This is a genomic window from Lentzea sp. NPDC051208, from assembly GCF_040682435.1.
GTDB lineage: Bacteria > Actinomycetota > Actinomycetes > Mycobacteriales > Pseudonocardiaceae > Lentzea > Lentzea kristufekii.
In genome coordinates this window covers 126,913-151,570 of the sequence record NZ_JBFBAW010000002.1, presented here as the reverse complement: position 1 = coordinate 151,570, position 24,658 = coordinate 126,913, and the positions used below count along the sequence as shown (strand labels likewise).

The following is a 24,658-nucleotide window of genomic DNA, read 5'->3' as shown; positions in this document are numbered from 1 at the left end:
CCGTAGCGCTTGATGGCAGATGGTGCCAATAAATGTTGGCGATCGGGTGACGTGGTTGAATCGCCCGATGACGGACGTTGCGACAGAAAAGCCACGCCGGGGCCGGCCGCCGGTCAGCGACGAGCAACGTCAGCGTCAGCGCCTCGACCTCTCGCGGCACGCGGTCCGGTTGTTCGCCGAGCAGGGGGTCGCGGCCACGTCGGGTGAGCAGATCGCCCGGGCCGCGGGGGTCTCCGAACGCACGTTCTGGCGCTACTTCCCGCACAAGGAGAGCTGCGTCGAACCGTTGCTGACCAAGATGGTCGACGCCTTCTGCGCGGTGGTGCGCGCCTGGCCGCGCGAACTCGAACTGGTCGACCACCTCCGCGAGGCGTACAGCCCGTTGCTGGACGCGTCCGACGAGGACATCGAAGCGGTTCTCGCCGTCGTGCGGCTGACCCACGGCGAACGGGCGTTGCGCGCCGCCTACCTGATGTTGCGCGAACGGGCGGAGGACGCCCTCGCGGACGTGCTCGCCGAACGGGCAGGGCTGTCGCGCAACGCCATCGAGGTGCGAGTGCAGGCCGCCACCATGAGCGCGGTGCTCAAGGTCGCCACCGACGACGTGGCCAGGTCCGCGGTGAACGGCATCACGACGGGGACGCTGGACGGGCATCGCGAGCAGATCGCCGCCGCGCTGCGCGGTCTGTCGCAGGTGCTGTAGCTACGCCGAGAAGTTCGACAGCGCCCACATGAACACGATGACCAGCGTGATCACGACGACCACGCCGGCCGTGCCGGCCAGTGCCATTCCCGTTCCGGCGGAACGCCACGGCGCGGGCGCGGCCACCTTCACCACGAGGCCGGCGATGGCCGAGCCGAGCGCGATCCAGAGGAACGAGTAGGCGTATTCGCCGCCCTGCCAGCCGAACGACTCCAGCGCGTCGTTCAGGAACGCGACGACGGTCAGGACGAGCAGGACGGCGGTGGTGGCGAACCCGGCCAGTGCGGCGAGGCGGCCACGGTCGATTTCGGTCACACGTCGAGAGTGCCGACGCTGGTCCGTGGCGGCATCGGTACAACTACTCACACTTTGAGCAGTGCGGCGACTCGCTCCTTCAACGCGTGCGCCACCGAGTCGAAGCCCTGCTTGACGTACGTGCCCTGTGCCTTGAACACGGCGCCGGCGTACTTGCCCGTGAAGGTCTCGAAAGTGCGGTAGCTGCACCGGTTCGCGGCGAGTCGCGTGATCAGCTGGTCACGCGTGCCGAGCAGGCCCGGGAACGTGTCCCCGGTGTCGTACCGCAACAACCGGGGCGGCTCGACCACGCGGATGTACTCGCGGCTGACGAACGTGCCCTCGCCGCCGTCCGGGCGGGGCAGCGTCAAATCGATCGGTGAGTCGACGGCCAGCGTCGTGGACACCGCCAGCGTGTAGGGATTCCATTGTGGATAGTGCGGGTAGTCGAGCAGGACGTCCCACACGAACGCGGCGGGTGCGTCGATCTCGACGACGACGGACTCGATCACATGGCTCTCGGGCAGGTGGCTCATGCCGGCATGTACTCCCCGCCGTTGACGTCGAGCACGGCACCGGTGACCTCGGAAGCGTGCCGGGACAACAGGAACAGGACCGCTCCGGCGCAGGCGTCGTCGGTCGGGATGCGCCCCAGCGGGTTGCGGGCGGCGATCTCGTCGTAGACGTCCTGCTCGCTCATCCCGCGCGCCTCGGCGGTGAACTTGAGGTAGAAGCGCACGCCCGGTCCGTCCAGCCAGCCCATCACGGCCTGGTTCGCGCGGATGCCGTGCTCACCCAGTTCCAGCGCCAGGAACTGGGTCGCGGTCGCCATCGCCGCCTTCGCCACGGCGTACCCGCCCTCGCCGCGCAGGGGTTTGCGGGTGGTCATCGTGCCCACGTTGACGATCGAACCGCGTCCGGCGGCCTTCATGTGCGGCACCACCGCGCGGGTCACGTCCAGCGCGCCGAACAGGATGATGTCCATCGACCGGCGGACTGCCTTCTCCGGTGTGTCCAGCAGGTCGAACCAGCCGGGGTGCCCGAACGCCGAGTTCACCAGGCCGGTGATCGTGCCGAACCGCTCGACGGCGGTCTCGGCCAGCACCGCCACCTCTTCGGGCCGCCGCACGTCGCACCGCACGCCGACGGCCTCGCCACCGGCCGCGGCGACGTCCTTCTCCACCTGCTTCATCACGTCGGCGGAGCGGGCGGCCATCACGACCTTCGCGCCCTCGGCGGCGGCGCGGACGGCGAGCTTAGAGCCGAGGCCGGGACCGACGCCGGTGATCACCACGACCTCGTCTTGCAGCATCACAGGTAGACCTCCGAGTAGAAGGCGAAGTCACGGCGCAGCTGGTCCTCGGACAGCCCGAAGTCCGATGGCGCGTAGGAGTGCGAGCCGTGCCGTTCGGTGCGGTTCTGCGCCAGGTAGGCCTCGAACGCCGCGTCGTCGGCGGGGCCGGCGGGCAGCCCCAGCGCCTCCAGCACCTGACGGGCGACCTCCAGCGGTTTGCTGACGGTGTCGGCGAACCGCACGTCCACGAACCGCTCGGGGCGCGCGGACCGGGCCGCGGCGAAACCCTCCAGCGTCGCGGCGAACCTGCGGGACCAGTACCGTCCAATCCGGACCGGGTCGACGTTCTCGCTGTACTGCGAGGACATCGCGCGCACCATCGACGCGTACGACGGCACGGCGTTGACGGGGGACCGGTGCGTCATCACGATCTTGCAGTCGGCGAACTCGTCCAGCACGGTGTCGGCCGCGATCAGGTGGTGCGGCGACTTGAGCACCCACGGCAGCGAGCGGGAGGTGTTCTGCCACTGCAGCACCTGCAGCCACTCGCGCAGCTCGCGGTAGGCGGGCCGCTGGTCGGCCGAGCGCAGCCAGTCGCCGTAGGCGGGCACCCAGTAGAACGAGTCGAAGCTCATCGACACGAACGTCCGGTCCAGCAGGATCACGTCCTCCTCCGGCCCGTCCCACACCACGGTGTGCAGGTCGCCGAAGTCGGGGGAGAGCTGCGCGAACATCTGCATGCGTTCCTGCGCACGGCGTTTGCGTTGTTCGGCGTCAGGGCCCTCGCCGGGGAACGGCAGCGGGTAGGCGACCTCCCACGACAGCGTGGACGTCACCTGGGGCGACGCGGCGAGCAGCCGGTGCAGCAACGTCGAACCGGTGCGCGGCAGGCCGCAGATCTCGGCGGCCACCCGGACCTGGACGTCGAGCACCTCGGGGTTCGAGCGCTGGAGCTCCCGCAGCCGCAGGCGGTCGGCCAGCAGCGCGGTCAGCCGGTTCCTGGTCAGCTCGAAGCCCAGCGGCGACAGCGCGGCCTCGGTGTTGAGGCTGCGCACGAGCACGTCCAGCGGCTCGCGGAACCAGTCGTCGCCGAAGTTCGAGAGCCCGGTCTTGGCACACGCCCCGTCCAGCAGCTCCGGCACGTTCAGCGCGGTCGTGACCGTCATCGAACCTCCTCCAGGCCGACCACGCGGCACTTCGGGATCGGGTGGACGGACGCGCCGAGCCAGCGCAGCAACGCGGTGCCCGAACTGTGGCCGCAGGTGTCGATCCAGTTGCCCACTCCGGGATCCTCGGCGGCCACCACGATCGTGAGCCGGCCGCCGGACAACGTCGCCGTGTGCTTGTTGACCGTGATCTTGCGGTGGTGGTCCAGGGACTCCATCCACCAGTTGCCGAGCTGGAAGTTCCAGTACGGGCAGTCCGGCACGTCGGTCTCGATCACCCACGCCTCGCCGGGCTCCAGCGTCCAGTACCCGTGCAGGTAGAAGATCTCCGGATCGCCGCCGGCCCGCTGGAACATCTCCTGGCCGAAGTCGGGCAGTTCGTTGGGCCGCGTCATGAACGTGCGCGTCCAGTGCGCGAACGTGGCCGCGGTGCCGTGTACCGACAAAGCTGCTCGCTGCAAGGCCTTGGCGAGGAATTCGGGGGTCAGGGGAGCGGGTTCCGCGGGCCCGCCGACCTGTTCGACGTGCCACCGGCCGGGTGTCTCGGTGGTGCGGTCGAGATAGGTCTGGCGCACCACCAGGCCGGTGGAGTCGGGCGCGAGCGGCAACCAGTTCCCCTTCTGGGGTTCGGCACTGGCGATGATCTCCACGGTGCCGTCCGGCGCGAGCGTGAGGTCGGCGTCGGACAGCTCACCGGTCGACGCCATCGTGCCGTCCTTGGCGTACCGGTTGGCCTTCGACCCGATGCTGAAGTACGCGATGGTGCCGCGCGTCCCGGTGATCCGGTACGTCCGGTCGCCGCGGATGTTCGCGGACAGGTAGACGTTGTCCGGGTTGTCCGCGCCGATCTTCACGAGGTCGAGCTCGTGGAAGCGCGGGAAGTCGGGATCGGCGTTGTCCAGGCAGGAGTACAGCATCTCGCGGGTGAGCCGGGAGAGGTAGCGGTAGCCCTCCGCGCGGTCGAGCGGGGTGTCCGGCGCCTGTTCGGATCCAATCACCTCACCGGCCTTCTCCAACGCCCGGCAGAACTGCGACCACGCCTGATCCGGCACCGGATGCCTCCCGAACTTAGAACGTGTTCTAGCTGAACGTACACCTTTTGGACAACGTTCAACAGACGCCGAGCGCGCGCAGCCGTGCCACCACGGCGTCGGCCGCGGCCTGCGGGCTCAACGTCGTCGTGTCGAGCCGCACCTCGGGTTCCAGGGGTGGTTCGTAGGGCGAGTCGATGCCGGTGAAGTTCGCCAGCTCACCCCTGCGGGCCTTGCGGTACAGGCCTTTCGGGTCCCGTGCCTCGGCCACGGCCAGCGGCGTGTCCACGAAGACCTCGCAGAACTCGTCCTCGCCGACCAGATCCCGTGCCAGCGCCCGCTCGGCCCGGAACGGCGAGATGAACGAGACCAGCACGATCAGCCCGGCGTCGACCATCAGCGCGGCGACCTCGGCGATGCGGCGGATGTTCTCGACCCGGTCGGCGTCGGTGAACCCGAGGTCGGAGTTGAGCCCGTGCCGCACGTTGTCGCCGTCGAGCAGGAACGTGTGCCTGCCCTCGGCGTGCAGCACCTTCTCGACCAGGTCGGCGATCGTGGACTTGCCCGCGCCGGACAACCCGGTCAGCCACACCACGCACGGACGATGCCCGTTGCGTGCGATCCGGGCCTGCTTGTCGACGGTGAGCGTCTGCCAGCGCACGTTCGCCGGGCGCAGCGCGAAATCGATCATCCCGGCGCCGACCGTGGCGTTGGAGAGCCGGTCGAGCACGACGAACGAGCCGAGATCGCGGTTGGTCCGGTAGCTCTCGAACGGCACGGGCGCGTCGAAGTGCACGTTGTCGACGCCGATCTCGTTGAGTCCCAACGCCTTGGTCGCGGTGAAGCCGGCCGTGCGCGCGCCGATCTTCGCCAGGTACTGCCGGCCGGGCAGCAGCCCGTTCTCGTGCAGCCACACCAGCCGCGCCTGGAACGAGTCCGCGATGCGCGGCGGGTCCTGCGCATCGCCCAGGACGTCGCCCCGGCTCGCGTCCACGTCGTCCGCCAGCACGACGGTGACCGAAGATCCGGTCGGCGCCTCGTCCAGGTCACCGTCCATCGTGACGATCCGGGCCACGCTGGTGGTGCGGTTGCCGAGACGGACCGTCTGGTCTCGCCGGAGCGTCCCGCCCAGCACACGCCCGGACAGCCCGCGGAACGTCGCGTCCGGCCTGTTCACCCACTGCACGAGGAAACGAGACGACATGTCTCGCCTTGTGTGCGGATCGACCGATTCCAGCCACTGCAGCAGGGTCGGGCCGTCGTACCAGGGCGTCAGCTCGCTGCGGCCGACCACGTTGACGCCCTCGGTCGCCGACATCGGCACGCAGGTGGTCTCCGTGAAGTCCAGGTCGGCGGCGAACTCCGCGAACGACGCGCTGACCTCGTCGAACAGCTCCCGCGAATAGTCCGCTAGATCAAGCTTGTTCACGGCCAGAACCACGTGCCGGATGCCCAGCAACGACACGATGCGCGCGTGTCGGCGCGTCTGGCTCAGCACGCCCTTGCGCGCATCGAGCAGCAGAACCGCCGCATCGGCGGTGGACGCGCCGGTGACCATGTTGCGCGTGTACTGCTCGTGCCCAGGGGTGTCCGCGACGATGAACCGCCGCGCCTCGGTGGCGAAGAACCGGTAGGCGACGTCGATCGTGATGCCCTGCTCGCGTTCGGCGGCCAGCCCGTCCACCAGCAGCGCGAAGTCCAGCTCGCCGCCGCGCGTGCCGACCCGGCGCGAGTCCGCTTCCAGGGCCGCTAGGTGGTCGGCGTACAGCAGCTTCGACTCGTACAGCAGCCGCCCGATCAGCGTGCTCTTCCCGTCGTCCACGCTGCCGCAGGTGATGAACCGCAGAAGCTCCATCAGAAGTACCCCTCCCGCTTCTTGCGCTCCATCGACCCGCTCTGGTCGTGGTCGATCACCCGTCCCTGCCGCTCCGACGTCGTCGCGGCCCGCATCTCCTCGACGATCTCCGCGACCGTGCGCGCCTCGCTGCGCACCGCGCCCGTCAGCGGGTAGCAGCCGAGCGTCCGGAACCGGACCAGCTCGTGGCGTGGTTCCTCGTGCAACGGCATCCGGTCGTCGTCGACCATGATCAGCGCCCCGTCGCGCTCGACCACCGGTCGCACGGCCGCGAAGTACAGCGGCACCACGGGAATCCGCTCGCGTTCGACGTAGCGCCACACGTCGAGCTCGGTCCAGTTCGACAGCGGGAACACCCTGATGCTCTCGCCGGGCGCGACCCGCGTGTTGTAGAGCCGCCACAGTTCGGGCCGCTGGTTCTTCGGGTCCCGCTGGTGCTGCGCGGTCCGGAACGAGAACACCCTCTCCTTGGCGCGCGAGGCCTCCTCGTCGCGCCGCGCGCCACCGAACGCCACGTCGAACCGGTGCTCGTCCAGCGCCTGCCGCAGACCCTGCGTCTTCCACAGGTCGGTGTGCCGCGCGGAACCGTGGTCGAACGGGTTGATGCCCGCGGCCACGCAGTCCGGGTTGCGGTGCACGATCAGGTCCAGCCCGAGCGAGGCGGCCGTCGCGTCCCGGAACGCGATCATCTCCCGGAACTTCCACGTGGTGTCGACGTGCAGCAACGGGAGCGGTGGCTTCGACGGGTAGAAGGCCTTGCGCGCCAGGTGGAGCAGCACCGAGCTGTCCTTGCCGATCGAGTACAGCAGCACCGGTCGTTCGCTCTCCGCCACGGCCTCGCGGAAGATGTCGATGCTGTCGGCCTCCAGCTGGTCGAGGTGGTTCACGTGAGCACCCCCGCGAGTTCCGGGCGGCAGATCAGCAGGTCGGGGAGCCAGGGATCGGGCTGGTTGTAGACCAGCGGCCGTCCGTCGGCGCGGGAGGCGTGCAACCCGGCCGCGCGGGCCACGTGGACGGGTGCGGCGGAATCCCACTCGTACATGCCGCCCGCGTGCAGGTAGGCGTCCGCCTCGCCGCGCACGACGGCCATCGTCTTCGCGCCCGCGCTGCCCATCGGCACCAGCACGGCGTTGATCGTCCCGGCGATCCGCCGCGCGTGTGCGGGCGGCCGGGTGCGGCTGACCACGATCCGGATCCGGCGGTGCGAAGGCCTTGGCGCAGGCCGGAAAGCGGGCACCGCCACGGCTCCCGCGACGAGCTCGCCGCGTTCCCACAGCGCCACGTGCACGGCCCAGTCGGTGCGGCCGGGCTCGGCGTACTCGCGGCTGCCGTCCAGCGGGTCGATGATCCACACCCGGTCGGCGGCCAGCCTGCGCGGATCGTCGGGTGCCTCCTCCGACAGCACCGAGTCGGCCGGGCGGTGCTCGCCGAGTTGTGCGGCCAGGAAGAGCTGCGCGACGTGGTCACCGTCGCCCGGTCTCACGCTGAGCAGCAACCGGCCCGTCTCGGTGGCCAATCGTCTCGCCAGCTCCGCATCGGTCTCCGCCATGCACCCGAGCGTAGCGACCAAAACGAACAACGTTCAATATGCTTCTGAACGTTGTTCAAAGTAGGCTGAACGCCGTGAGCACCGAGCAGACGGCCTGGGGGGACGCGGAGGGCAGGCGGCGCGACATCCTGTCGTCCGCCGAGCTGATCCTCGAACAGCAGGGCTACGCGGGCCTGACCATGCGCGCGATCGCGGTCGGCGCGGGGGTCAGTTCCGGCACCGTGTACCAGTACTTCTCCGGCAAGGAGGACGTCTTCGCGGCGTTGATGGAACGGCGCCTGGACGAGCTGCAACGCACTCTGGCCACCGTCGACCGCGGTCTCGGCATCGCGGGCGTGCTCAAGGAGGTCGAGCCGCAGATCACCGACCTGTGGCGGCGGTTCGGGCGGTCGGCCGCGCAGTGGGAGGCCAAGGTGCTCTCCGGCGGCCGCAGGGGCAAGGAGGTCGCCGGGTCGGCTCAGGACTACCGCAAGACGCTCAAAGCGCTCGCGAAGGCGTTGAAGGAGACCGCCGAGGCGTGCGGTCAGGAGCTGATCGACGATCCCGCGCTGCCGCACTGGGTCTGGGACTCGCTGATCGGCCTCGCGGACGACCTGCTGCTGCAGGGCGCCCGCATCAACCGGGTCAAGCCGGCTCAGCTCGTCGAGTTCGCCACCGGTGCGATCGAACGGGGGATCATCGCCCGCTGACGGGCTGGTCGTAGCGCCGCCGGATGCTCGTGCCGAGGATGCTGACGTCGGCCCCGTAGACGTGGATCGAGATCGCCACGGAGCTGGAGTTGTTGCACACCTTGTGGATGTCGCCCGGCGGCACGAGGTAGGACGCCACGCCTTCCGGGGTCTTGTTGACGCGCAACGGGATCAGCTGGTCGCCGTGCAGCCGGTAGGTGGTCTCTTCCTCCTCGCCGACGTACGTGCCGACGACGCACCACGAGACGTGGTCGTGGATGCAGGTCTCCTGGCCCGGCAACCACACCAGGGCGACGACGGAGAAGCTGCCGTCCGGTTCGACGTGCAGGACGTGCTGGCGGTAGGCGTTCGGGTCGGGTTCCCGCTGCGCCGCGCTCAGCAGGAACGGGTCGGTGAGGTGGCCCTCCAGGGTCCGCGCCACCCGAGCGGCGACGGCCTCGTCGTCGCCACCGCCGGCGATCGCGGCCCGGAGCGAGCCCACCAGAAGCGTGGCCGTGGGGGAGAGCAGGCTGTGCGTCATGAGCGGGTCCTCCTCTGAGGAAAGCGGAGATCAGCCGATCAACACCGTGCCGGTCAGCACCAGGACGACGATCACCGTGGTCGAGAGCAGGCCCAGCAGCAGCACCGCCGGGCCGGAGCGGATCAGGGAACGCAGGCGCACCGCCGTGCCGAGCGCGAACATGCCCGCCGCCAGCAGCACGTTGTCCACGAACGTCGCCGCCGACAGCACGACGTCGGGCAGCAGGCCGGTCGCCCGCACCGCCGCCATCGCGAGGAAACCGAGCACGAACAGCGGCACGATCGGCGGACGCTGCCCGGACGTCGGGTACTTGAGGCGCTCGGCGAAGCTCACGGCGGCGAGCATCGGCGCGAGCAGCACGACCCGCGTCAGCTTCACCGCGACGGCGATGGCCAGAGCACCGGTGACAGGTCCTGCGGCGGCCACGACCTGCGCGACCTCGTGCACGCTGCCACCCGCCCACACCCCGTACTGCGCGGGCGTGAGGCCGGTCAGCGGAAACAGCGCGGGCAGGCCGAACATCGCCACGGTGCCGAAGAGCGTGACCAGACCGAGGGCCTTCGCCACGTCCTCCTCGTCCTGCCGGCGGACGCTGTTCATCGCGGCCACCGCGGAGGCGCCGCAGATCGAGAACCCCGTCGCGATGAGCAACGACAAACCCTCGCTGACCCCGAGCACCCGCCCGAGCCAGCGCGTCACGACGAACGTGACGACCACGGCGATCACCGCGAGCAGCAGGATCTCGTAGCCGAGCTTCAGCACGTCCTGGAACACGAGCTTCAACCCGAGCAGCACGACACCCAGGCGCAGCAGGCGCCGTGCGGCGAGCTTGATCCCCGGAGTGACCGACGACGGCAGCGTCACGACGTTGGCCACGACGGCGCCGAGCAGCACCGCGACGGTGAGCGCGCTGACCGAGGGCTGCAGCCAGGACACGACCATCGCGACCGCGACACCGGCGGCGACCAGCGCGAGGCCGGGCAACACCGAGTCGGCCGTGCGCGGAGTCGTCCTGACGATGCCCATGCTGATAACGATGACCAGCACGGGCTATGCGCAGTAGATGACCATTTCTTGGAGGCCTATAAGGCGCGCTTATGCCTTGGCCGACGCGGAGATCAACGCGTCCACCGTCGCCCGCATGATCGGCAGCTGGATGAGGTCCGGCCAGGTGTAGAGCGAGGTGAGCCGTTGCGCCGCCGACTCGACCTCGACCGCGGTCAGGCCGGGGTGCTGCAGGAACGACAGCAGCAGCCTGGGCACCAGCGCGACGCCCAGACCAGCGGTGACGAGACTCTGGATGGCCAGGTTGTCGTCGGTCGAGCAGGTGATGTCCGGGACGAACCCGGCCGCCCCGCACGCCTGGTGCAGCGCGCGCTGGCAGCGCACGCAACCGGCGATCCAGCGTTCCTCCGCCGCCTCGGCCAGCGACACCCGCTCCCGGCCGGCGAGCCGGTGCCCGGCGGGCACGAGCAACGCCAGCGGCTCCCGCAGCAACGGCACGCTCAGCATGCCGTTCACGGTGGCCTCGTCCTGCGGTTCGTCGAGGTAGCTGAAGCTCAGCACCAGGTCGACCTCACCGCGCCGCAGCAGCGCGAACGAGTCCGGCGGCTCCTCCTCGACCAGTTCGAGCCGCAGCTGAGGCCGCTCCTCGGCCAGGATCGCCGCCGCCGCGGGCACGAGTGACACGTTGGCGCTCGGGAACGCGCAGATCCGGATCGTGCCGATGTCGTGCGTGGCTATCGCGCTGACCTGCTGGTGGGTCGTCGCCAGCCGGTCCAGCAGGTCCGACCCGCGTTCCGCGAGGATCCGGCCGGCCTCGGTGAGGTGCAGCCCCCGGCCCGTCCGCACGAACAGCGGCCCGCCCACCTGCCGCTCCAGCGCGCGCATCTGCTGGCTCACGGCGGGCTGGGAGCAGTGCAGCAGCCGCGCGGCGGCGCTGAACGAGCCGGTCTTCGCTACCGTCGCGAAGACCTCGAGCTGGCGGGTGTCGAACACCCTCGCACTGTAGGGCTCATTTCCCGGTGACGAGCGAGTCGAGCGTCGCGCCGTTGTGCTCACCGCAGTGCCGCCGGGAGGCGTCGAGCGTCGTCGGCTTGTCCGCCTCGGCGGGCGTGCCGACCTGTCCGAAGAGCCGTCTGAGCAGCTCGACCTGTTCGTCGACGCCCGCGCGGAGGAAGTCGCCGCAGCTGGACTTGACGGTGAGCCGGCCGTCCGACGGCATCAGGTCCACCGGCCCGAGGACGAACAGGAACGCGATGATGATCGCGAGCCCGAACCCGATGACCGCACCGCTGGCCGAGCTCTTGCGCGGGGCCAGCCAGTTCTGGGCCTGCTCGACGAACGGTTCGGCGGGGGAGAGGTCCGTGTCGATCCAGAACTCGAGGCTGTCGCCGCCGGTCACGTCGAACTGGACGTGCCCGGCGGCGAGCATGATGCGCACGATCTGCTTGCGGTCGTACGAACCTGACCAGAACGGCTCCGGCCGCACGAGCACCAGCCGGTCGGGCAGCAGGAACACGACGTCGCGCTCGCCCCTGGCCAGGCGCTCGGTCTGGCCGGGGCCGACGGTCGTGCCTGCCAGCCGGGCCATCACGAGGGCGTGTTCGTGCTCGTCGAGGGCCTCGGCGGCCGCCGACCACAGATCGGGTTCCACGTCACTGCTATCGCTGCAGGCAGGGACGTTAGTTAGCCGTGGCCGCCGAGGTTGGTCCGAATGCCGTTCTAGAAGGTCAGCTTCCAGGAGTCGATGTAGCCGACGTCCTGGGCGGCGACGTCCCTGACCTGCAGTTTCCAGGTCCCGTTCGCGACCTCGCTCGACGCGTTGACGGTGTAGGTCGCCACGAGGTTGTCGGCGGAATCACCGTTGGAGGCCTTGAGCCGGTACGCCGTGCCGTCCGGGGCGACCAGGTCGACGACCAGGTCACCTCGGTAGGTGTGCACGATGTTCACGTCGACCTTCAGGGTGGCCGGGGCGTTGCCCGTGACGCCGGAGACCGTGACGGGGCTGGTCACGGCCGCGCCGTTGTCCGGGATGGACACGTCGGTCGTGTTCTCGAACTCCTTCACGGCGGGCGGGGTGCCGCCGACCGCCGCCAGCGCGTCCACGCGGCCCTCGCCGAAGAAGTTGTTCTTCGCCGTGGTGCCGCTGCAACGGCTGTCGGTGCAGTTCAGGTCGTCCGCCTGGGTGGCCAGCAGCGTGCGGAGCTGGGCCGGAGTGGCGGTGGGGTTGGTCGACTTGAGGAGCGCGGCGACGCCCGCGACGTGCGGGGAGGCCATCGACGTGCCGGACAGGAGGCCGTACCGGCCGCCGGGCAGGGTCGAGTAGACGTCGCTGCCGGGCGCCGCGATGTGGATCTTGTCAGTGCCGTAGTTGGAGAACGACGACTTGACGTTGGCCGAGGTGATCGACGCGACGCTGACGACGCCGGAGACCTCGGTCGGGACGCTCAGGCACGCGTTGGTGACGGTGCGCTGCACGGCGGTGGAGTCGTTGGGGCTGGTCGAGTCGCTGGTCTTGTTCGCGAGGTTGTAGTTCGAGTTGCCCGCCGCGGCGACGTTGAGCACGCCCTTGCCCTCGGCGTAGGCCATCGCGCGCTTCACACCCTCCAGGATCGCGTCCTGGTCGGCGTTGTCCGGGCAGTTGAACAGCCACGGGTCGGTGTAGTAGCTGTTGTTGGTCACCTCGAAACCGCGGTCACCGGAGAAGACCATGGCGCAGATGGTGTTCTCCGGGAAGAACATGTCGTTCGCCCCCTCGGAGACGCGCACCGAGGCGATCTTCACGCCGGGGGCGACACCGACCATGCCGAGGTTGTTCTTCGCCGCCGCGATCGTGCCGGCCACGTGCGTGCCGTGGGAGCTGATCTGGGTGGGAGCGGTGTTGGCACGCCATGAACCAGTACGGGTGTCGAGCTTGCCGTAGGCGCAGGAAGCGGAGTTGGCCGCGTCGAAGTTCGGCTTGAGGTCGGCGTGCAGGTCGTCGACGCCCGTGTCGAGCACACCGACCGTGACGCTGGACGATCCCGTGTTGATCGCCCACGCCTTGTCGGCACCGATCTGGGTCATGTCCGTGCGCAACGGCTCACCGGCCGCCGGAGTGCTCTGCGTCGGCGAGGCGGGAATCGGCGGATTCGCCGCCTCGGCCGGGATGTCGCTGGTGCGCGTGGCACCGACCTTCTGCACACCGCTGACGGTGCGCATCTTGGTGGCGAAGTCAGCGGCAGCAGAGTGCGCGACGATGACGCCGATGGCGTCGTACTTCGTCCACACAGTGCCACCGTTGGTGCTCACAGCCGTCTCGGCGCCAGAAGTGGCACCGGGCGCCGTGATGACCAGATAAGCACGCGTACCCGCGGCGGGTGCGGCAGCGGCGGGGGTGGCCGCCACCAGCACACCGGCGCCCACGGCCGCGGCGATGACCGCGGCGCGCAGACGAGATCGTGAACCCAGGAACACGGATTCCTCCAACTCCTAAGCGGGCGATGCCCGCGCACTTCGCGCGGGTGCAGGGGCCCGTCAGAGTCCTTAGAGGAGTGTGAAGGGCGTTCGGGACGCGGCAACTCGAAGATGCCCCGTTCGGCTCACTACGAACGTCGCACGTCAGGCGTGGGTCGCCGGGTCGTTCGGAGCCGGTCGGAATCGGCTGTTTAAGCTTCGCGGCGATGGTTGCACCAGACCCGGACGCGCCGCCCCCGACGGTGTTCGTCGCCTACACACACGACTCACCACAGCACAAGGCCGACGTGCGCGCCTTCGCCGGCCTGCTCTCGGCCAACTACGTGCTGGTCGAGCTCGACCAATGGGCCGAGGGTCAGCGGCAGGACTGGTATGCGTGGGCGCACAGGCACATCACCACCTCGGACTACACGATCATCGTGGCGTCACCGCAGTGCAAGATCGTAGGCGACGGAGGTGGGCCCGCCACGGAGAACCGCGGCGCGCGGGCCGAGATGTCCGTGATCCGCGACCTTCTCCAGGACGATCGTGGGAAGTGGCTGCCGAAGCTGCTCCCCGTCGTCCTGCCCGGCCGTGACGTGGCCGAGATCCCGCACTTCCTGCAGCCTCGTGCGGCTGATCACTACAGGATCGACGAGCTGACGGACCAGGGCGTCGAAGGCTTGCTCAGAGTGATCTTCAAGCGGCCGAAGGCCGTGCGTCCGCCCCTGGGCCGACCGCCGGTGTTGCCACAGGAAGCCGCGGACCGGCCGCCGGTGGCCGAGCCGTCGTGGCGTGGTCTGTCCGACGAGGTCGATGTCCTGTGGCGAACGGACATCGAGGCCCTGTCGAGGACGTGGCCGGCTCAGTGGCCCGCGACGCTCGAAGTCCACCTGGCACCGGTCGGCGACGCCAGGATTTCGATGACCCGGTTGCGCGACCTCGAACGCGGGTTGCCCTTGTACGCGGCTGAGCGGGGAATCCTCGACGTGCGTGCCGGCGTCGACACCTCACTGGCGGAGGACGCCGTCCGGGTGTCGTCGCGAGATCCGTTCCGCACCGATGGCGGCGGCATGGCGGTCCTGAGGACCGGCCAGCGGTCCGCCTGGATGATCTTGCCGCAGGGGCGGATCGGCAGCGTGCTGATCCCCGACGACGTCGTGCGCAAGATCCAGCTCATGTTGTCCGCACTCGCCGAACTCGGCCCCGCTCTTCCGGAGCTGGTGGTGCCGACCGCGGGCATCGACCCGGTCAGTCTCGTCCGGCGAGGCGAGGCACATGATCTCACCAGCAATCAGGCGAGCATGCCGATGAGCAACGTTGCTCTTGTCAGGCTTCGTGCTGACGAGTGCGTGAGTTCGGCAGACCTCGTTGCGACGACCGGCCAGATCGCGGTCGAGCTGGCCGAACGGTTGCTCGCAAAGTTCCGGGTACCCGGTCGTTGAATCCGCACTGCACGTCCGGCGGTGTGCCTGCCGGGCCCATCTGTGCTGTCGTGATCACCGTGGCGGTGGCGGGGGGCAGCTCATGACGACTCGCAACGTGGTGAAGGGGACGGCGTCCGGCGTCGTCGTGCAGGCCGGGACGATCACCGGCGACCTGCACCTGCACGCGGCACCCGGTGAGCACTCGGTGGTGCCCAAGCAGCTTCCGCCGGTGCCGAGGGGTTTCACCGGACGCGAGGACGTGCTCGCGGCGCTCGACGCGGCGGCGGAGGAGGACTCCGGCACGTTGCCGCTGGTGGTCCTCTCGGGCATGGGCGGCGTGGGGAAGACGACCGTCGCCGTGTGCTGGGCGCATCGGGTCGTGGAGGACTTCCCCGACGGGCAGCTGTACGTCGACCTGTCCGGGTACGGGGTGGGTGTGCCGGTGACGCCCGGTGAGGCGCTGGGGGCGTTCCTGCGGGCGCTCGGCGCGCCGGCGGAGACGGTTCCGGCCGAGGTCGCCGAGCGGACCGCGATGTTCCGGTCGCTGGTGAGCGGACGGCGGCTGTTGGTGTTGCTGGACAACGCCCGCTCCGAGGACCAGGTGCGGCCGCTGCTGCCCGGTACGGGGTCGTGCGCGGTGGTGATCACGAGCCGGGCGAACCTGACCGGGCTCGTCGTCGACCACGGCGCCGAGCAGGTGCGGCTGGACGTGTTCAGCGAGCAGGAGGCGCTGGAGGCGCTGCACACGTTGATCGGCCCGCGGCTGCGTGCCGAGCCCGCGGCCGCGGTGGACCTGGCGCGGCGGTGCGCGTACCTGCCGCTGGCCCTGCGGATCGCGTCCGGGCTGGTGCTGAACTCGCTCGACGTGACGGTCGCCGAACTGGCAGAGGAGCTCTCCGACGAGCAGGCGCGGCTGGACGTGCTCGACACCGGGGACGACCCGCGCACCGCGGTGCGTTCGGTGTTCTCCTGGTCCTACCGGCAGTTGCCCGCGGAGGCGGCGCGGCTGTTCCGGCTGCTCGGCCTCGCGCCGGGCAGGGAGTTCGACAAGCGCGCCCTGGCCGCCTTGCTGGACGTCCCGGTCACGGCGGCGAGCCGGACGGCCGGCGTGCTGGCGCGGGCACGGCTCGTGCGCGAACGGTCGCAGGGCCGCGTCGAGATGCACGACCTGCTGCGGGTCTACGCGGCGGAGCTGGTGCGGCAGGAGGACACCGACGGCGACCAGGCCATGACGCGCTACTTCGACCACCACCTGCACACCGCGGAACTGGCGGACCGCCTGCTCACCCCGCACCGCTACCGCCTCACCCTCGACGGCACGCCACGGCACACCCCGAACTTCGCCACCCGCGAGGAGGCGCTCGCCTGGCTGCACGCGGGCCGCGACGCGTTCGTCGGGCTGCTCCGCGCCGGCGACCCGGAACTCGACGGACGGCGGTGGCAGCTCGCCTACACGCTGCGCGGGTTCTTCTTCCTCACCAAGGACTGGGACGCGTGGATCGTCACGCACGAACTGGCTCTCGCCGCGACCCGGCGGCTCGGTGACGGCCGCGCCGAGGCGTTGACGCACAACAACCTCGGCGTGGCCCTGCTCGAACGCGGCGACGGCGAGGCCGCCGAGCCGCACTTCGTCCGTGCGCGGGAACTGTTCGAGGAGGCCGGCGACCTGCGTGGCGTGAGCAACGCTCTCGGCAACGAGGCGTGGGTCCTGCACCAGCGCCGGAAGCACACCGAGGCCCTGGAGGTCGCCGCGCAGGCGCTGGAGAACTACCGGCGGCTCGGCGCGCACCTCAACGCCGGCATCACGTTGCGCGGGATGGCGGCCTTCGCGGCGGCGCTGTCGCTGTTCGAACAGGCCAGGGAACACCTCGCCGAGGCGATGGAGCTGTTCAGCGGGCCCGGCGCCGAACTGGACGTGCTGATGGCGCTCAACTCCCTGGGCGAGGTGCACAACGAGGCGGGCGAACCGGGAGAGGCCGCGGGCGCCCACCGGCGAGCGCTCACGCTGGCGCAGCAGCTGGGAAGCAGCTACGAACTGGCGCGTGCGCACTTCGGCCTCGGCCGGGCGGCGCTGGCCACCGGCGACAACACCGCGGCACGGCGGGAGATGCTGCGGGCACAGGAGCTCTACGCCGGGCTCGGTGCGCAGGAGGCCTACGACGCGGAGCAGTTCATCGACCTGATCCCCGGTGACACCGAGTGAGAGAAGTGGACATGACTCCGGCCGGATGAGCCATCCGTTCGGGTGATGTCGGTGCAGGACTGGACAACGAGCCGGAGAGCGCCGTGATCAACGGGGCTAAACTCCACGCCCGTTGGCGTGCCGGAGGTGTGATGAGTGTCCCCGCCGAACAGCTCGTGAACGAGCTGAAGGCTCTGCGCAAAGGCCTTGGCGTCGAGACGGACGACATCGGAGCGCGGGTGGGGCGCGCCCTGCAACGGGTGTGCGGCGTCGAGGACGGCGACACCGGCGAGCGCGTCCGCCGCAAGGTGCGCGACCAGCTGAACGTCCTGATCGACCAGTGCCACCCGGAGCAGCAGAACCTGCTGCGGGCGGCACTCGGGCTCGACTCCGCCGCGCCGCGGATGTACCAGGAGCGGATCAAGGAGATCGCGGACACGGCGTTCGTCGACCCGCGCACCGTCCAGCGCAGGATCGACAGCGCCCTCGTGCGGCTCACCCAGCTCGCGCTCGAGACCCGGCGGCTGGTGGACGTGCGGAAGCGTCCTCCCTGGCACACCCTCGACCTGAGGGTCGTGATGAGCTTCGACCTGCGGGTGCCCGAGGTGTACGAGACCCGCCGGATCGTCGCCGGGCAGGACGGTGTGGAGGAGGTCGAGGTCGGCCTGACGCTGACCCCGCCCCCGGGCTGGACCGGCTCCGGCAGCATCGAGGACCTGGGCGTCGACCTGCTCTACGGCGGTGAGCTCAGCGACGGGATGATGAAGGCGCGCAACCGCATCGGGTTCGTGCTGCGGCTGCCGGAGCCGCTGGCCCGGGGCGACGAGCACGAGTACGCGTTCCGGGTGAAGGTGCCGGTGGAACGCGGCATCGCCCCGCACTACGTGTGCACTCCGCGCTACCAGTGCGACAGGTTCTCCCTGCACGTCCGCTTCGGCGCGGTGCTGCGCCCGCAGCGGGTGTGGCGGCTGGCCGGCGTTCCCCCGCTGGAACTGGACGATCCGGTGTGGACCGGTGACCTCGCCCGACCGAACAGGTTCGGCGAGGTGCACACGAGCTTCGACAACCTGGAACCGCAGCTGTCCTACGGTTTCGGCTGGGCCACCGGTCAGGCCTGACGGACCCGGCGCACCCGGCGCCCCAGCCCGTACAGCGGCAGCAGCGTCATGCCGAACAACACCGACACGGAGAGCGCCAGGGACTCGGGTTCGTGCTCCCACAACGAGTCCTTCGACGACGCCGGCGCGCGTCCGGTCAGGTCGACCACGGACGCGCCGGCGGCGTAACCCCAGCGGCTCGGTGCCGACCAGGAGAGCTGTTCCAGCACCGGGCGGTCGTCCACCGGGATCATGCCGCCGCACAGCACGAGCTGCAGCATCACCGTCACCACGAGGACGGGCATCACCTGCTCGGCACTGCGGACCACCGCCGAGGCGAACAAGGCGATGGTGGCGGACGCGAACGCGGTGCACCACAAGGCGAGCCCGAGTTCGAGCACGGCGTGGTGCAGCACCACCGGGTCGTCCGGACCGGGTTTGACCCGGACGGCGACCGCGACCAGCACGGCCGCCTGGACCGCGCTGACGATGCCGAAGACCAGGGCCTTGCTCAGCGTGTACGCCCGAGGGGCCAGTCCCGCGGCTCTCTCCCGCGCGAGGATCGCCCGCTCCGCCACGACCTCGCGGGCCGCGCCGGCGCCGCCCGCGAACGCCGCGCCGACGAAGAGCAGCACCAGGATCTGCGCCGCCTCCTGGGGTTGCCCGGCGTCGGGCGGCCCGAGGCCACCGGTGCCGGGGACGACGAGCGCGAGAAGTCCCAGCGCCACCGGGAGCAGCAGCAGGAACATCGCGTAGGCGGGATCGGCGGCGATCAGCCGGAAGTGCCGTGACACCAGCGTCGCCGCCTGGTGCAGCCATGGGCGCGCCATCGTCTGGGGGACCGCGGCGGGACGGGGCGGCGCCGGTTCGGACGGTGGCGCCGTGGCTGGAGGCGGGTGCAGCAGGACGGCCTCGTACACGTCGGCCCAGTCGTGGGTGCCGAAGTGGCCGAAGAGGTCGGCCGGCGCCCCCGAGTACACCGGCACGCCACCGGGGGCGAGCAGGAGGATCCGGTCGCACAGGTCGAGGCACGCGAGGTTGTGCGTGACCACGACGACCGCCCGCCCCGCGTTCGCGATCTCGCGCAGGCCGGACATGACCTGCCGGTCCAGAGCGGGATCGAGTCCCGACGTCGGCTCGTCCAGCAGGAGCAGCGGCGGTTCGGTGATCAGCTCCAGTGCGATCGACACCCGCTTGCGCTGGCCGCCCGACATCCTGCTGAGCCGGGTCGCCCTGTGCGCCTCCATGTCCACTTCGGACAGAGCGGACCCGACGCGGGTGCGCCGCTCGCCGCGCGAGGTGTCGGCCGGAAGGCGCAGACGCGCCGCGTAGTGCATCGCGTGCCGCGCGGTGAGCTTGGTGTGCAGCACGTCCTCCTGCGGCACCACGCCGATGCGGCACCGCACCTCGTCACCGCCCGCGTGCACGTCGCGACCGTCGAACGTGACGGTCCCGCCGCTCGGAACCAGTTGCCCCGTCAGCACTTTGAGGAACGTCGACTTGCCGGCGCCGGAAGGGCCGATCACCGCGACGAGCTCACCCGGGCCGACGTCGAGGTCGATCCCGGACAGCAACCGCTTCCCACTCGGAAGCTGGTGCTCGACGTCCCGCACGACGAGCCGGCGGGCGCCCGCCGCAGCCGAGAAGCCGTCCGCGGTGACGGCGACGTCCGTGGCGCCGAACGTGAGCACGGCGCCGGGGGAGACCGGCTCGTCACCGACCGGAAGCCCGTGCTGCAGCACGGGGTTGATGCCCAGCGGTGTGATCCGCCACCCCGCACCCTCCCGCGTCGCGACCGCGTGCCGGCGTGACGCCAGCGGATCGTCCAGCACCACGTCGTTGTCCGCCGCCCGCCCGATGCTGACCGAACCGGTGCCGCGGTCCCGCACCGACACCTCGCAACTGCTCGACAGCAGCAACTGCACCGCGCCGCGGAGGCGGTGCTCGCGGATCTGCTGGTCGCCGATCCGCGAGCCACCGGTGCTCCCGTCGTCGTGGAGCACCCAGCCGTTGTCGTAGCCGATCCGCAGGTGCACGCGCGACACCCGAGGGTCGTCGAGCACGACGTCGCAGTCCTGACCGCGGCCGATCACCACGTCGGCGCCCACCGGGAACGTCCACGTGCGACCGCCGGAGCTGACCTCGAGCACGGCCTACCTCGTCGTCGTGGTGGTAGTGGTCGCGGAGCCGCGGGTGGACGTCGCGGGCAGCCCCGAGGTCGGCACCTCACCGGCGACGCCGAGCAGCTTGGCCTCACCGAGCACCCAGGCGTTCGTGGTGTAGCAGGTCTCCCTGTCCCGGAGCGGCTGCCACTGGATCTTCAACCTGAGCACCTTGGTGACGTCCAGGTCGAAGTCCACCACCTCGCCGAGCTTGACCTTGCCCGTCGTGAGCAGCCGGCCCTCGTCGGCGAACACCTCGAACTGCACCTGCAGGCCGGACGCGGCGGAATCGTTGCTCATCCCGGCCGTCGCCACGAACCGCCGGTAGCCCTGGTTCAGGTTGTACTCGACGCTGTCCTTGCTGGAGCAGCCGTCCACCCTGGCGAAGACCGAATGCGAGTAGGACTTGTCCTTCATGCCGACGATCTCGCCCTGGCTGTTGGTCCAGCTGCCCGAGGCGGCGGTGAGCGAGTCCAGATAAGTCGTGAAGGCAGGCCGGGCGACCGTGAGCGTGACCTTCTTGCCCACCGCACCACCGGGTTCCGGGTCCTGCTTGGTCACCGTCCCGTCGGGCTTGGTGCTGTCGAAGACCTCTTCGACGACCAGGTCGAGACTGGCGGGGAGCTCGTCCCGCGCGTCGCCGAGCAACTTGCCCACGAGGTCCGGCATCTCGCTGAGCTGCGTGACACGGGTGGAGGTGGGTGCGCTGGAAGTGCTCTTGGTCGTGGTGACGGTGACCGACGTCGCTGCGGCGTTGTCACCTGAGCCGCCCGTGTTGCTGGTGCCCGTGCTGCCCGACGCGAACAGGTACGTGCCGGTGGCGGCGACGGCCGCGACCACCACGATCGCTCCGGCCACTCGCAGCTTGCGCATGATCGATCTCCTCGCGGGAGGCGGCGTGGTGGAGCGAGGAAGTGCGCCGGGCAGCAACGTTTCCGCCTCGGTGCCCAGCGGCCGTCCGGGAGGCGGCACCACCAGGTGCTCCGCGACCGGGGCGTTGCGCTGGTACAGGATCGTCGCGAGCTCGTCCAGCCGGCCCGCGACCACGGCGGCGTCCGGGCGCGCGAGGGGGTTCTTCGACAGCAGCTGGGCGATGACCGCCCAGAGCTCCTCGGTGATGCCGGGAGGCTTGCCCGGCAACGACTGCGCGTGTCCCATCAGCGTCTGCGGGATCGACGGCGACGCGAACGGCGTGACACCACAGGTCAGTTCGTAGAGGACGACACCCAGCGCGTACACGTCGACGGCGGGGGACACCGGACCTCCGGCGGCCGTTTCCGGCGCCATGTACTCGACCGTGCCGACCCGCGAAGTGCTGGTGCGCGTGCCCGCGGACGCGACCACCGTCGCGATGCCGAAGTCGGTCAGCTTCGGGACCCGTTCCGCCGTGCTGGAGTCCATCAGGACGTTCTCCGGCTTGACGTCCCCGTGCACGACGCCGCGGGCGTGGGCCGAGGCCAGCGCCCTGGCGATGCCGGCGCCGATCCGCGCGACCTCGGACGGCAGCAGCCGCCCGGTCGCCTCCAGCACGTGCCTCAGGTCACCGCCGGGCACCAGGTCCATGACGAACGCGACGGTCTCGCCCTCGACGACCAGGTCGTGCACCCGGACGAGGTTCGGCCCCTCCAGCTTCTGCAGGATGGCCCACTCCTGGTGGAACCGCGCGATGATCCCGCTGTCGTCGCTCAGGTCGCTGCGCAGCTTCTTGACCGCGAACTCGCGCCCGTCGACGTGCCTGCCCAGGTACACCCGCCCCATCCGGCCGGCACCGATCTGCTCGCCCAGGCGGTAGTTGCTGCCGAGAGGTTGTTCGTCCATGTCCGTGGATTCCCGTCATTGCGAGTTGTTCCTGCCGCGTTCGTTCTCCGCCGCTGCCCGAATGGCGCGCGGTATCGGCGAACGGGATGCCGAAACCGGCGAAGAACACATCCTGAACGACCATCGTGAAGTCGTCTTTGAGCGTTACGAAGAAAAGCGCTCGGTTGTTGAGTCGTGCCCGCGGAAGCGAAAGATGACAAATATTGGACAGAATGGTGAGGGGAAGAGATTATGCCAGTTGATTTCGAATATCACGCCCGGTCAGTTCTTCGCGTGCCCGTGCCTCCCACACGACCACCGGGACGAGGTCCGCGTAGTGCTCGGCCGCCTGCGCCCACCACACGGCTGCCCCGTCGTGGTCACCCGCGCGTTCGGCCAGGTTGCCCAGCCCCGTCAGCGCACGGGCGCGCTCGTAGCCGTTGTCCGCGAGCTCGGCCAGGTCGGCGGCTTCGGCGTACAGGTCCCGTGCCCTGGCCGCGGCACCCGCGCGGTACTCGACCCAGGCGAGGCAGTTGATGCCCCTGACCACGTCGATCGGCGCCGACGCCGACCGGCGGGCCTCCGTCGCGTGCGCGCGGGCCTCGTCGAACCTGTCCAGGCAGGTCAGCGCGAACGCGACGCCCCGCAGCGTGATGACGGTGTTGCGGTCCCGCCCCGACCGCCGGTACTCGGCGAGGGCGGCGGTGAGCCCCTCCAGTGCCGCCAGGACCTCGTCCTGGTGCATCCGGGCCCAGGCCAGGCTGGCCGAGGCGTCGATCGCGCCCGGCTTGTCACCCGCCTCGACGAACGACGCGAGCGCCCGCTCGTGGCACTCGACGGACTCCGCCACCTGCCCCATCTCCAGCCGGGCCATGCCGATCCCGTTGAGCACCCTGCCCGTGGCCGCCGGATCACCCGCCGCGGCGGTGAGCGCGGCCAGGTGCATGTGGATCCACGAGTCGTACAGCTTCTCCTGGAAGAAGAAGCCCCTCACCGCGAGAGCGAGCTGCCAGCACCGCTGGTCGGTGACCAGGTCGGTCAGCCGGACGAGCGTCGGCCACTGCGACCGCATCCACGCCAGCGCGCCGGCCGCGTCCTCGAACGGGTGTTCCGAGTGCAGGGACGCCTCGATCGCGGGGCGGTGCCGTGCCGGTTCGAGCAGCTTGTCGGCGGCGATCGCGGCGGCCAGGTAGTGGTCGGTGAGCCGGTCGAACGCCGGGCGGGACACCTCGTCCGCCGGGCGCACGTGCTGCATGGCGTAGGTGTGCACGAGGTCGTGCAGGTGCACCTGCTCGTCCCCGGACCTGGAGACCAGGTGGGCCTCGTGCAGGCCGTCGAGCAGCAGGTCCGTGTCTCCCGGGCCGAGCCCCGCGACCGCCTGGACCGACGGCACCGGCATGCTCGTGCTGGGGTGGTTCGCCATCAGCCCGAGCAGTTCGCGCTGCTGGGGAGGCAGCAGGTCGCAGGTGATGGCGAGGGCGGCGCTGACGCCCCGCTCGGTCTCCTCCAGGTAGGCGAGCTTGGTCGAGCGGTCGGCCAGCCGTTGCAGGAACCGCCGCGCGCTCCAGCCGCCGCGCAGGATCCTGGCCGCGGCGATCCGGATCGCGAGCGGCAGGTGCCCGCAGTGCGCGACGATCGCGGCGGCGTCCGGCTCGTCGACCGTGGTCGTGCCGCGCATCAACGACTGGAACAGGCGCAACGCCTCCGGGGGCGACAGCGCGTCGATGTCGAGGTGCCAGGCGTCGTCCAGCGCCGGCAGCCGCCACCGGCTGGTGATGATCACCCGGCTGCGGCCCTCCGCGGGCAGCAGCGGCCGCACCTGGCCGGCGTGCCGCACGTTGTCCAGCACGACCAGCACGTCCCGGTTGCGCAGCGTGTCGCGCAGCAGGTTGACGCGGCCGTCCGGGTCCGCCGGGATGAGGTCGTGCGTCGTGTCGAGGGACTGCAGCAGGTGGTAGGCCGTTTCCGCGGGTGACTGCGCGTGCATGCCGGGGCTGTGCCCGCGCAGGTCGAACAGCAGGCACCCGTCCGGGAAGGAGTCCGCGGCCGTCCGTGCGGCGGCCACGGCGAGCGCCGTCTTGCCCGATCCCGCCATGCCGCTGATGACGGCGACCTTGATGTTCTGGCGCTCGCCGAGCACCGCGCTCAGGGCGGTGAGCTCGGGGCCGCGTCCGACGAAGTGGGGCGTGTGCGCCGGCAGGCCCATGAGGCCGCGGGGCTTGCGCCGGGCCGGCTGCGCGTCCGCGATGGCGATGAGCTCGCCGTTCGCGTCCAGGACGTGGTCGTAGGCGGCGGCGAGTTCGCGGTTGGCCTGGGTGCGGCCGGTTTCGACCTTGCTCAGATGGCCTTTGGTGAAGTGCACCAGCTTGGCCATCTTGTCCAGTGAGTAGCCGGCCGACTCGCGTCTGCGCCTGAGTTCGGGTCCCAATTCCACCATGCCTTGTCGCTCTCTTTT

At 70.3% G+C, this 24,658-nt stretch carries 21 protein-coding genes; 5 read left to right on the top strand and 16 right to left on the bottom strand.

From position 1 onward, the window contains the following. Window positions 1-67 precede the first annotated feature (67 nt). Window positions 68-703, top strand: coding sequence for a TetR family transcriptional regulator (locus tag AB0M48_RS05080; protein ID WP_363836058.1), 636 nt, complete (start codon window positions 68-70; stop codon window positions 701-703). On the opposite strand, the gene AB0M48_RS05075 is transcribed toward AB0M48_RS05080, so the two are convergent. The 8 genes from AB0M48_RS05075 to AB0M48_RS05040 are packed head-to-tail and all read right to left on the bottom strand — an operon-like array spanning window position 704 to window position 7,892. Next, window positions 704-1,018, bottom strand: coding sequence for a hypothetical protein (locus AB0M48_RS05075; RefSeq protein ID WP_363836057.1), 315 nt, complete (start codon window positions 1,016-1,018; stop codon window positions 704-706). A gap of 47 nt (window positions 1,019-1,065) precedes the next feature. Beyond that, a complete protein-coding gene (locus AB0M48_RS05070; protein ID WP_363836056.1) occupies window positions 1,066-1,533 on the bottom strand; it encodes an SRPBCC domain-containing protein in 468 nt (155 codons plus the stop codon). Continuing rightward, window positions 1,530-2,309: an SDR family oxidoreductase gene (locus tag AB0M48_RS05065; protein ID WP_363836055.1), complete on the bottom strand. Its 780-nt coding sequence runs from the start codon at window positions 2,307-2,309 to the stop codon at window positions 1,530-1,532. The genes AB0M48_RS05070 and AB0M48_RS05065 overlap by 4 nt, the downstream gene beginning before the upstream one ends. Beyond that, window positions 2,309-3,457 carry a sulfotransferase gene (locus AB0M48_RS05060; protein WP_363836054.1) on the bottom strand — a complete coding sequence of 383 codons (1,149 nt, stop codon included), beginning with the start codon at window positions 3,455-3,457 and terminating at the stop codon, window positions 2,309-2,311. Before AB0M48_RS05060 ends, AB0M48_RS05065 begins: the two co-directional genes overlap by 1 nt. Next, window positions 3,454-4,509, bottom strand: coding sequence for a DUF1214 domain-containing protein (locus tag AB0M48_RS05055; RefSeq protein WP_363836053.1), 1,056 nt, complete (start codon window positions 4,507-4,509; stop codon window positions 3,454-3,456). The genes AB0M48_RS05060 and AB0M48_RS05055 overlap by 4 nt, the downstream gene beginning before the upstream one ends. A 58-nt stretch (window positions 4,510-4,567) precedes the next feature. Then, window positions 4,568-6,343 (bottom strand): adenylyl-sulfate kinase, encoded by a 1,776-nt coding sequence (gene cysC, locus AB0M48_RS05050; RefSeq protein ID WP_363836052.1) that lies wholly within the window; start codon window positions 6,341-6,343, stop codon window positions 4,568-4,570. Further along, the gene (gene cysD / locus AB0M48_RS05045) at window positions 6,343-7,230 is read right to left on the bottom strand and encodes a sulfate adenylyltransferase subunit CysD (RefSeq protein ID WP_363836051.1); all 888 of its coding nucleotides are present in this window, start codon (window positions 7,228-7,230) and stop codon (window positions 6,343-6,345) included. Before cysD ends, cysC begins: the two co-directional genes overlap by 1 nt. Then, entirely contained in the window at window positions 7,227-7,892 is a 666-nt protein-coding gene (locus tag AB0M48_RS05040) for a 3'(2'),5'-bisphosphate nucleotidase CysQ (protein WP_363836050.1), read from the bottom strand. The genes cysD and AB0M48_RS05040 overlap by 4 nt, the downstream gene beginning before the upstream one ends. Before the next feature lie 74 nt (window positions 7,893-7,966). Here AB0M48_RS05040 and AB0M48_RS05035 point away from each other — a divergent pair, with 74 nt between their 5' ends. Continuing rightward, the gene (locus AB0M48_RS05035) at window positions 7,967-8,581 is read left to right on the top strand and encodes a TetR/AcrR family transcriptional regulator (protein WP_363836049.1); all 615 of its coding nucleotides are present in this window, start codon (window positions 7,967-7,969) and stop codon (window positions 8,579-8,581) included. Here the strand turns inward: AB0M48_RS05035 and AB0M48_RS05030 are convergent. The 5 genes from AB0M48_RS05030 to AB0M48_RS05010 form a co-directional block, all read right to left on the bottom strand. Further along, window positions 8,568-9,101, bottom strand: a complete 534-nt coding sequence (locus AB0M48_RS05030; protein ID WP_363836048.1) for a cysteine dioxygenase family protein — start codon at window positions 9,099-9,101, stop codon at window positions 8,568-8,570. The genes AB0M48_RS05035 and AB0M48_RS05030 overlap by 14 nt on opposite strands. 30 nt (window positions 9,102-9,131) lie before the next feature. Further along, a complete protein-coding gene (locus AB0M48_RS05025; protein ID WP_363836047.1) occupies window positions 9,132-10,127 on the bottom strand; it encodes a putative sulfate exporter family transporter in 996 nt (331 codons plus the stop codon). Window positions 10,128-10,196: 69 nt separating this feature from the next. After that, a complete protein-coding gene (locus AB0M48_RS05020) occupies window positions 10,197-11,099 on the bottom strand; it encodes a LysR family transcriptional regulator (protein WP_363836046.1) in 903 nt (300 codons plus the stop codon). 16 nt (window positions 11,100-11,115) lie between these two features. After that, the gene (locus tag AB0M48_RS05015) at window positions 11,116-11,757 is read right to left on the bottom strand and encodes a hypothetical protein (RefSeq protein ID WP_363836045.1); all 642 of its coding nucleotides are present in this window, start codon (window positions 11,755-11,757) and stop codon (window positions 11,116-11,118) included. Between the two features lie 68 nt (window positions 11,758-11,825). Then, entirely contained in the window at window positions 11,826-13,559 is a 1,734-nt protein-coding gene (locus AB0M48_RS05010; protein WP_363836044.1) for a S8 family serine peptidase, read from the bottom strand. Between the two features lie 206 nt (window positions 13,560-13,765). Between AB0M48_RS05010 and AB0M48_RS05005 the strand changes: the two genes are divergently transcribed. The 3 genes from AB0M48_RS05005 to AB0M48_RS04995 all read left to right on the top strand — a co-directional run bounded on the left by AB0M48_RS05005 (window position 13,766) and on the right by AB0M48_RS04995 (window position 18,265). Beyond that, window positions 13,766-14,983, top strand: a complete 1,218-nt coding sequence (locus AB0M48_RS05005; protein WP_363836043.1) for an SEFIR domain-containing protein — start codon at window positions 13,766-13,768, stop codon at window positions 14,981-14,983. An 82-nt stretch (window positions 14,984-15,065) separates the two neighbouring features. Beyond that, on the top strand, window positions 15,066-17,168 hold the full coding sequence (locus AB0M48_RS05000; RefSeq protein ID WP_363836042.1) for a tetratricopeptide repeat protein: 2,103 nt from the start codon (window positions 15,066-15,068) through the stop codon (window positions 17,166-17,168). Between the two features lie 131 nt (window positions 17,169-17,299). Continuing rightward, on the top strand, window positions 17,300-18,265 hold the full coding sequence (locus tag AB0M48_RS04995) for a hypothetical protein (RefSeq protein ID WP_363836041.1): 966 nt from the start codon (window positions 17,300-17,302) through the stop codon (window positions 18,263-18,265). On the opposite strand, the gene AB0M48_RS04990 is transcribed toward AB0M48_RS04995, so the two are convergent. The 3 genes from AB0M48_RS04990 to AB0M48_RS04980 form a co-directional block, all read right to left on the bottom strand. Next, window positions 18,256-20,394 carry an ATP-binding cassette domain-containing protein gene (locus AB0M48_RS04990; protein WP_363836040.1) on the bottom strand — a complete coding sequence of 713 codons (2,139 nt, stop codon included), beginning with the start codon at window positions 20,392-20,394 and terminating at the stop codon, window positions 18,256-18,258. The genes AB0M48_RS04995 and AB0M48_RS04990 overlap by 10 nt on opposite strands. Window positions 20,395-20,397: 3 nt before the next feature. After that, window positions 20,398-22,224 carry a protein kinase gene (locus AB0M48_RS04985; RefSeq protein WP_363836039.1) on the bottom strand — a complete coding sequence of 609 codons (1,827 nt, stop codon included), beginning with the start codon at window positions 22,222-22,224 and terminating at the stop codon, window positions 20,398-20,400. Window positions 22,225-22,453: 229 nt separating this feature from the next. Beyond that, a complete protein-coding gene (locus AB0M48_RS04980; RefSeq protein ID WP_363836038.1) occupies window positions 22,454-24,640 on the bottom strand; it encodes a helix-turn-helix domain-containing protein in 2,187 nt (728 codons plus the stop codon). Between the last annotated feature and the right edge of the window lie 18 nt (window positions 24,641-24,658).

Coding starts and splice junctions, on each gene's coding strand:
- AB0M48_RS05080 (WP_363836058.1), top strand. CDS start 68: ATGACGGACGTTGCGACAGAAAAGCCACGCCGGGGCCGGCCGCCGGTC.
- AB0M48_RS05070 (WP_363836056.1), bottom strand. CDS start 1,533: ATGAGCCACCTGCCCGAGAGCCATGTGATCGAGTCCGTCGTCGTCGAG.
- AB0M48_RS05065 (WP_363836055.1), bottom strand. CDS start 2,309: ATGCTGCAAGACGAGGTCGTGGTGATCACCGGCGTCGGTCCCGGCCTC.
- AB0M48_RS05060 (WP_363836054.1), bottom strand. CDS start 3,457: ATGACGGTCACGACCGCGCTGAACGTGCCGGAGCTGCTGGACGGGGCG.
- cysC (WP_363836052.1), bottom strand. CDS start 6,343: ATGGAGCTTCTGCGGTTCATCACCTGCGGCAGCGTGGACGACGGGAAG.
- AB0M48_RS05040 (WP_363836050.1), bottom strand. CDS start 7,892: ATGGCGGAGACCGATGCGGAGCTGGCGAGACGATTGGCCACCGAGACG.
- AB0M48_RS05030 (WP_363836048.1), bottom strand. CDS start 9,101: ATGACGCACAGCCTGCTCTCCCCCACGGCCACGCTTCTGGTGGGCTCG.
- AB0M48_RS05025 (WP_363836047.1), bottom strand. CDS start 10,127: ATGGGCATCGTCAGGACGACTCCGCGCACGGCCGACTCGGTGTTGCCC.
- AB0M48_RS05005 (WP_363836043.1), top strand. CDS start 13,766: ATGGTTGCACCAGACCCGGACGCGCCGCCCCCGACGGTGTTCGTCGCC.
- AB0M48_RS05000 (WP_363836042.1), top strand. CDS start 15,066: ATGACGACTCGCAACGTGGTGAAGGGGACGGCGTCCGGCGTCGTCGTG.
- AB0M48_RS04995 (WP_363836041.1), top strand. CDS start 17,300: ATGAGTGTCCCCGCCGAACAGCTCGTGAACGAGCTGAAGGCTCTGCGC.
- AB0M48_RS04985 (WP_363836039.1), bottom strand. CDS start 22,224: ATGGACGAACAACCTCTCGGCAGCAACTACCGCCTGGGCGAGCAGATC.
- AB0M48_RS04980 (WP_363836038.1), bottom strand. CDS start 24,640: ATGGTGGAATTGGGACCCGAACTCAGGCGCAGACGCGAGTCGGCCGGC.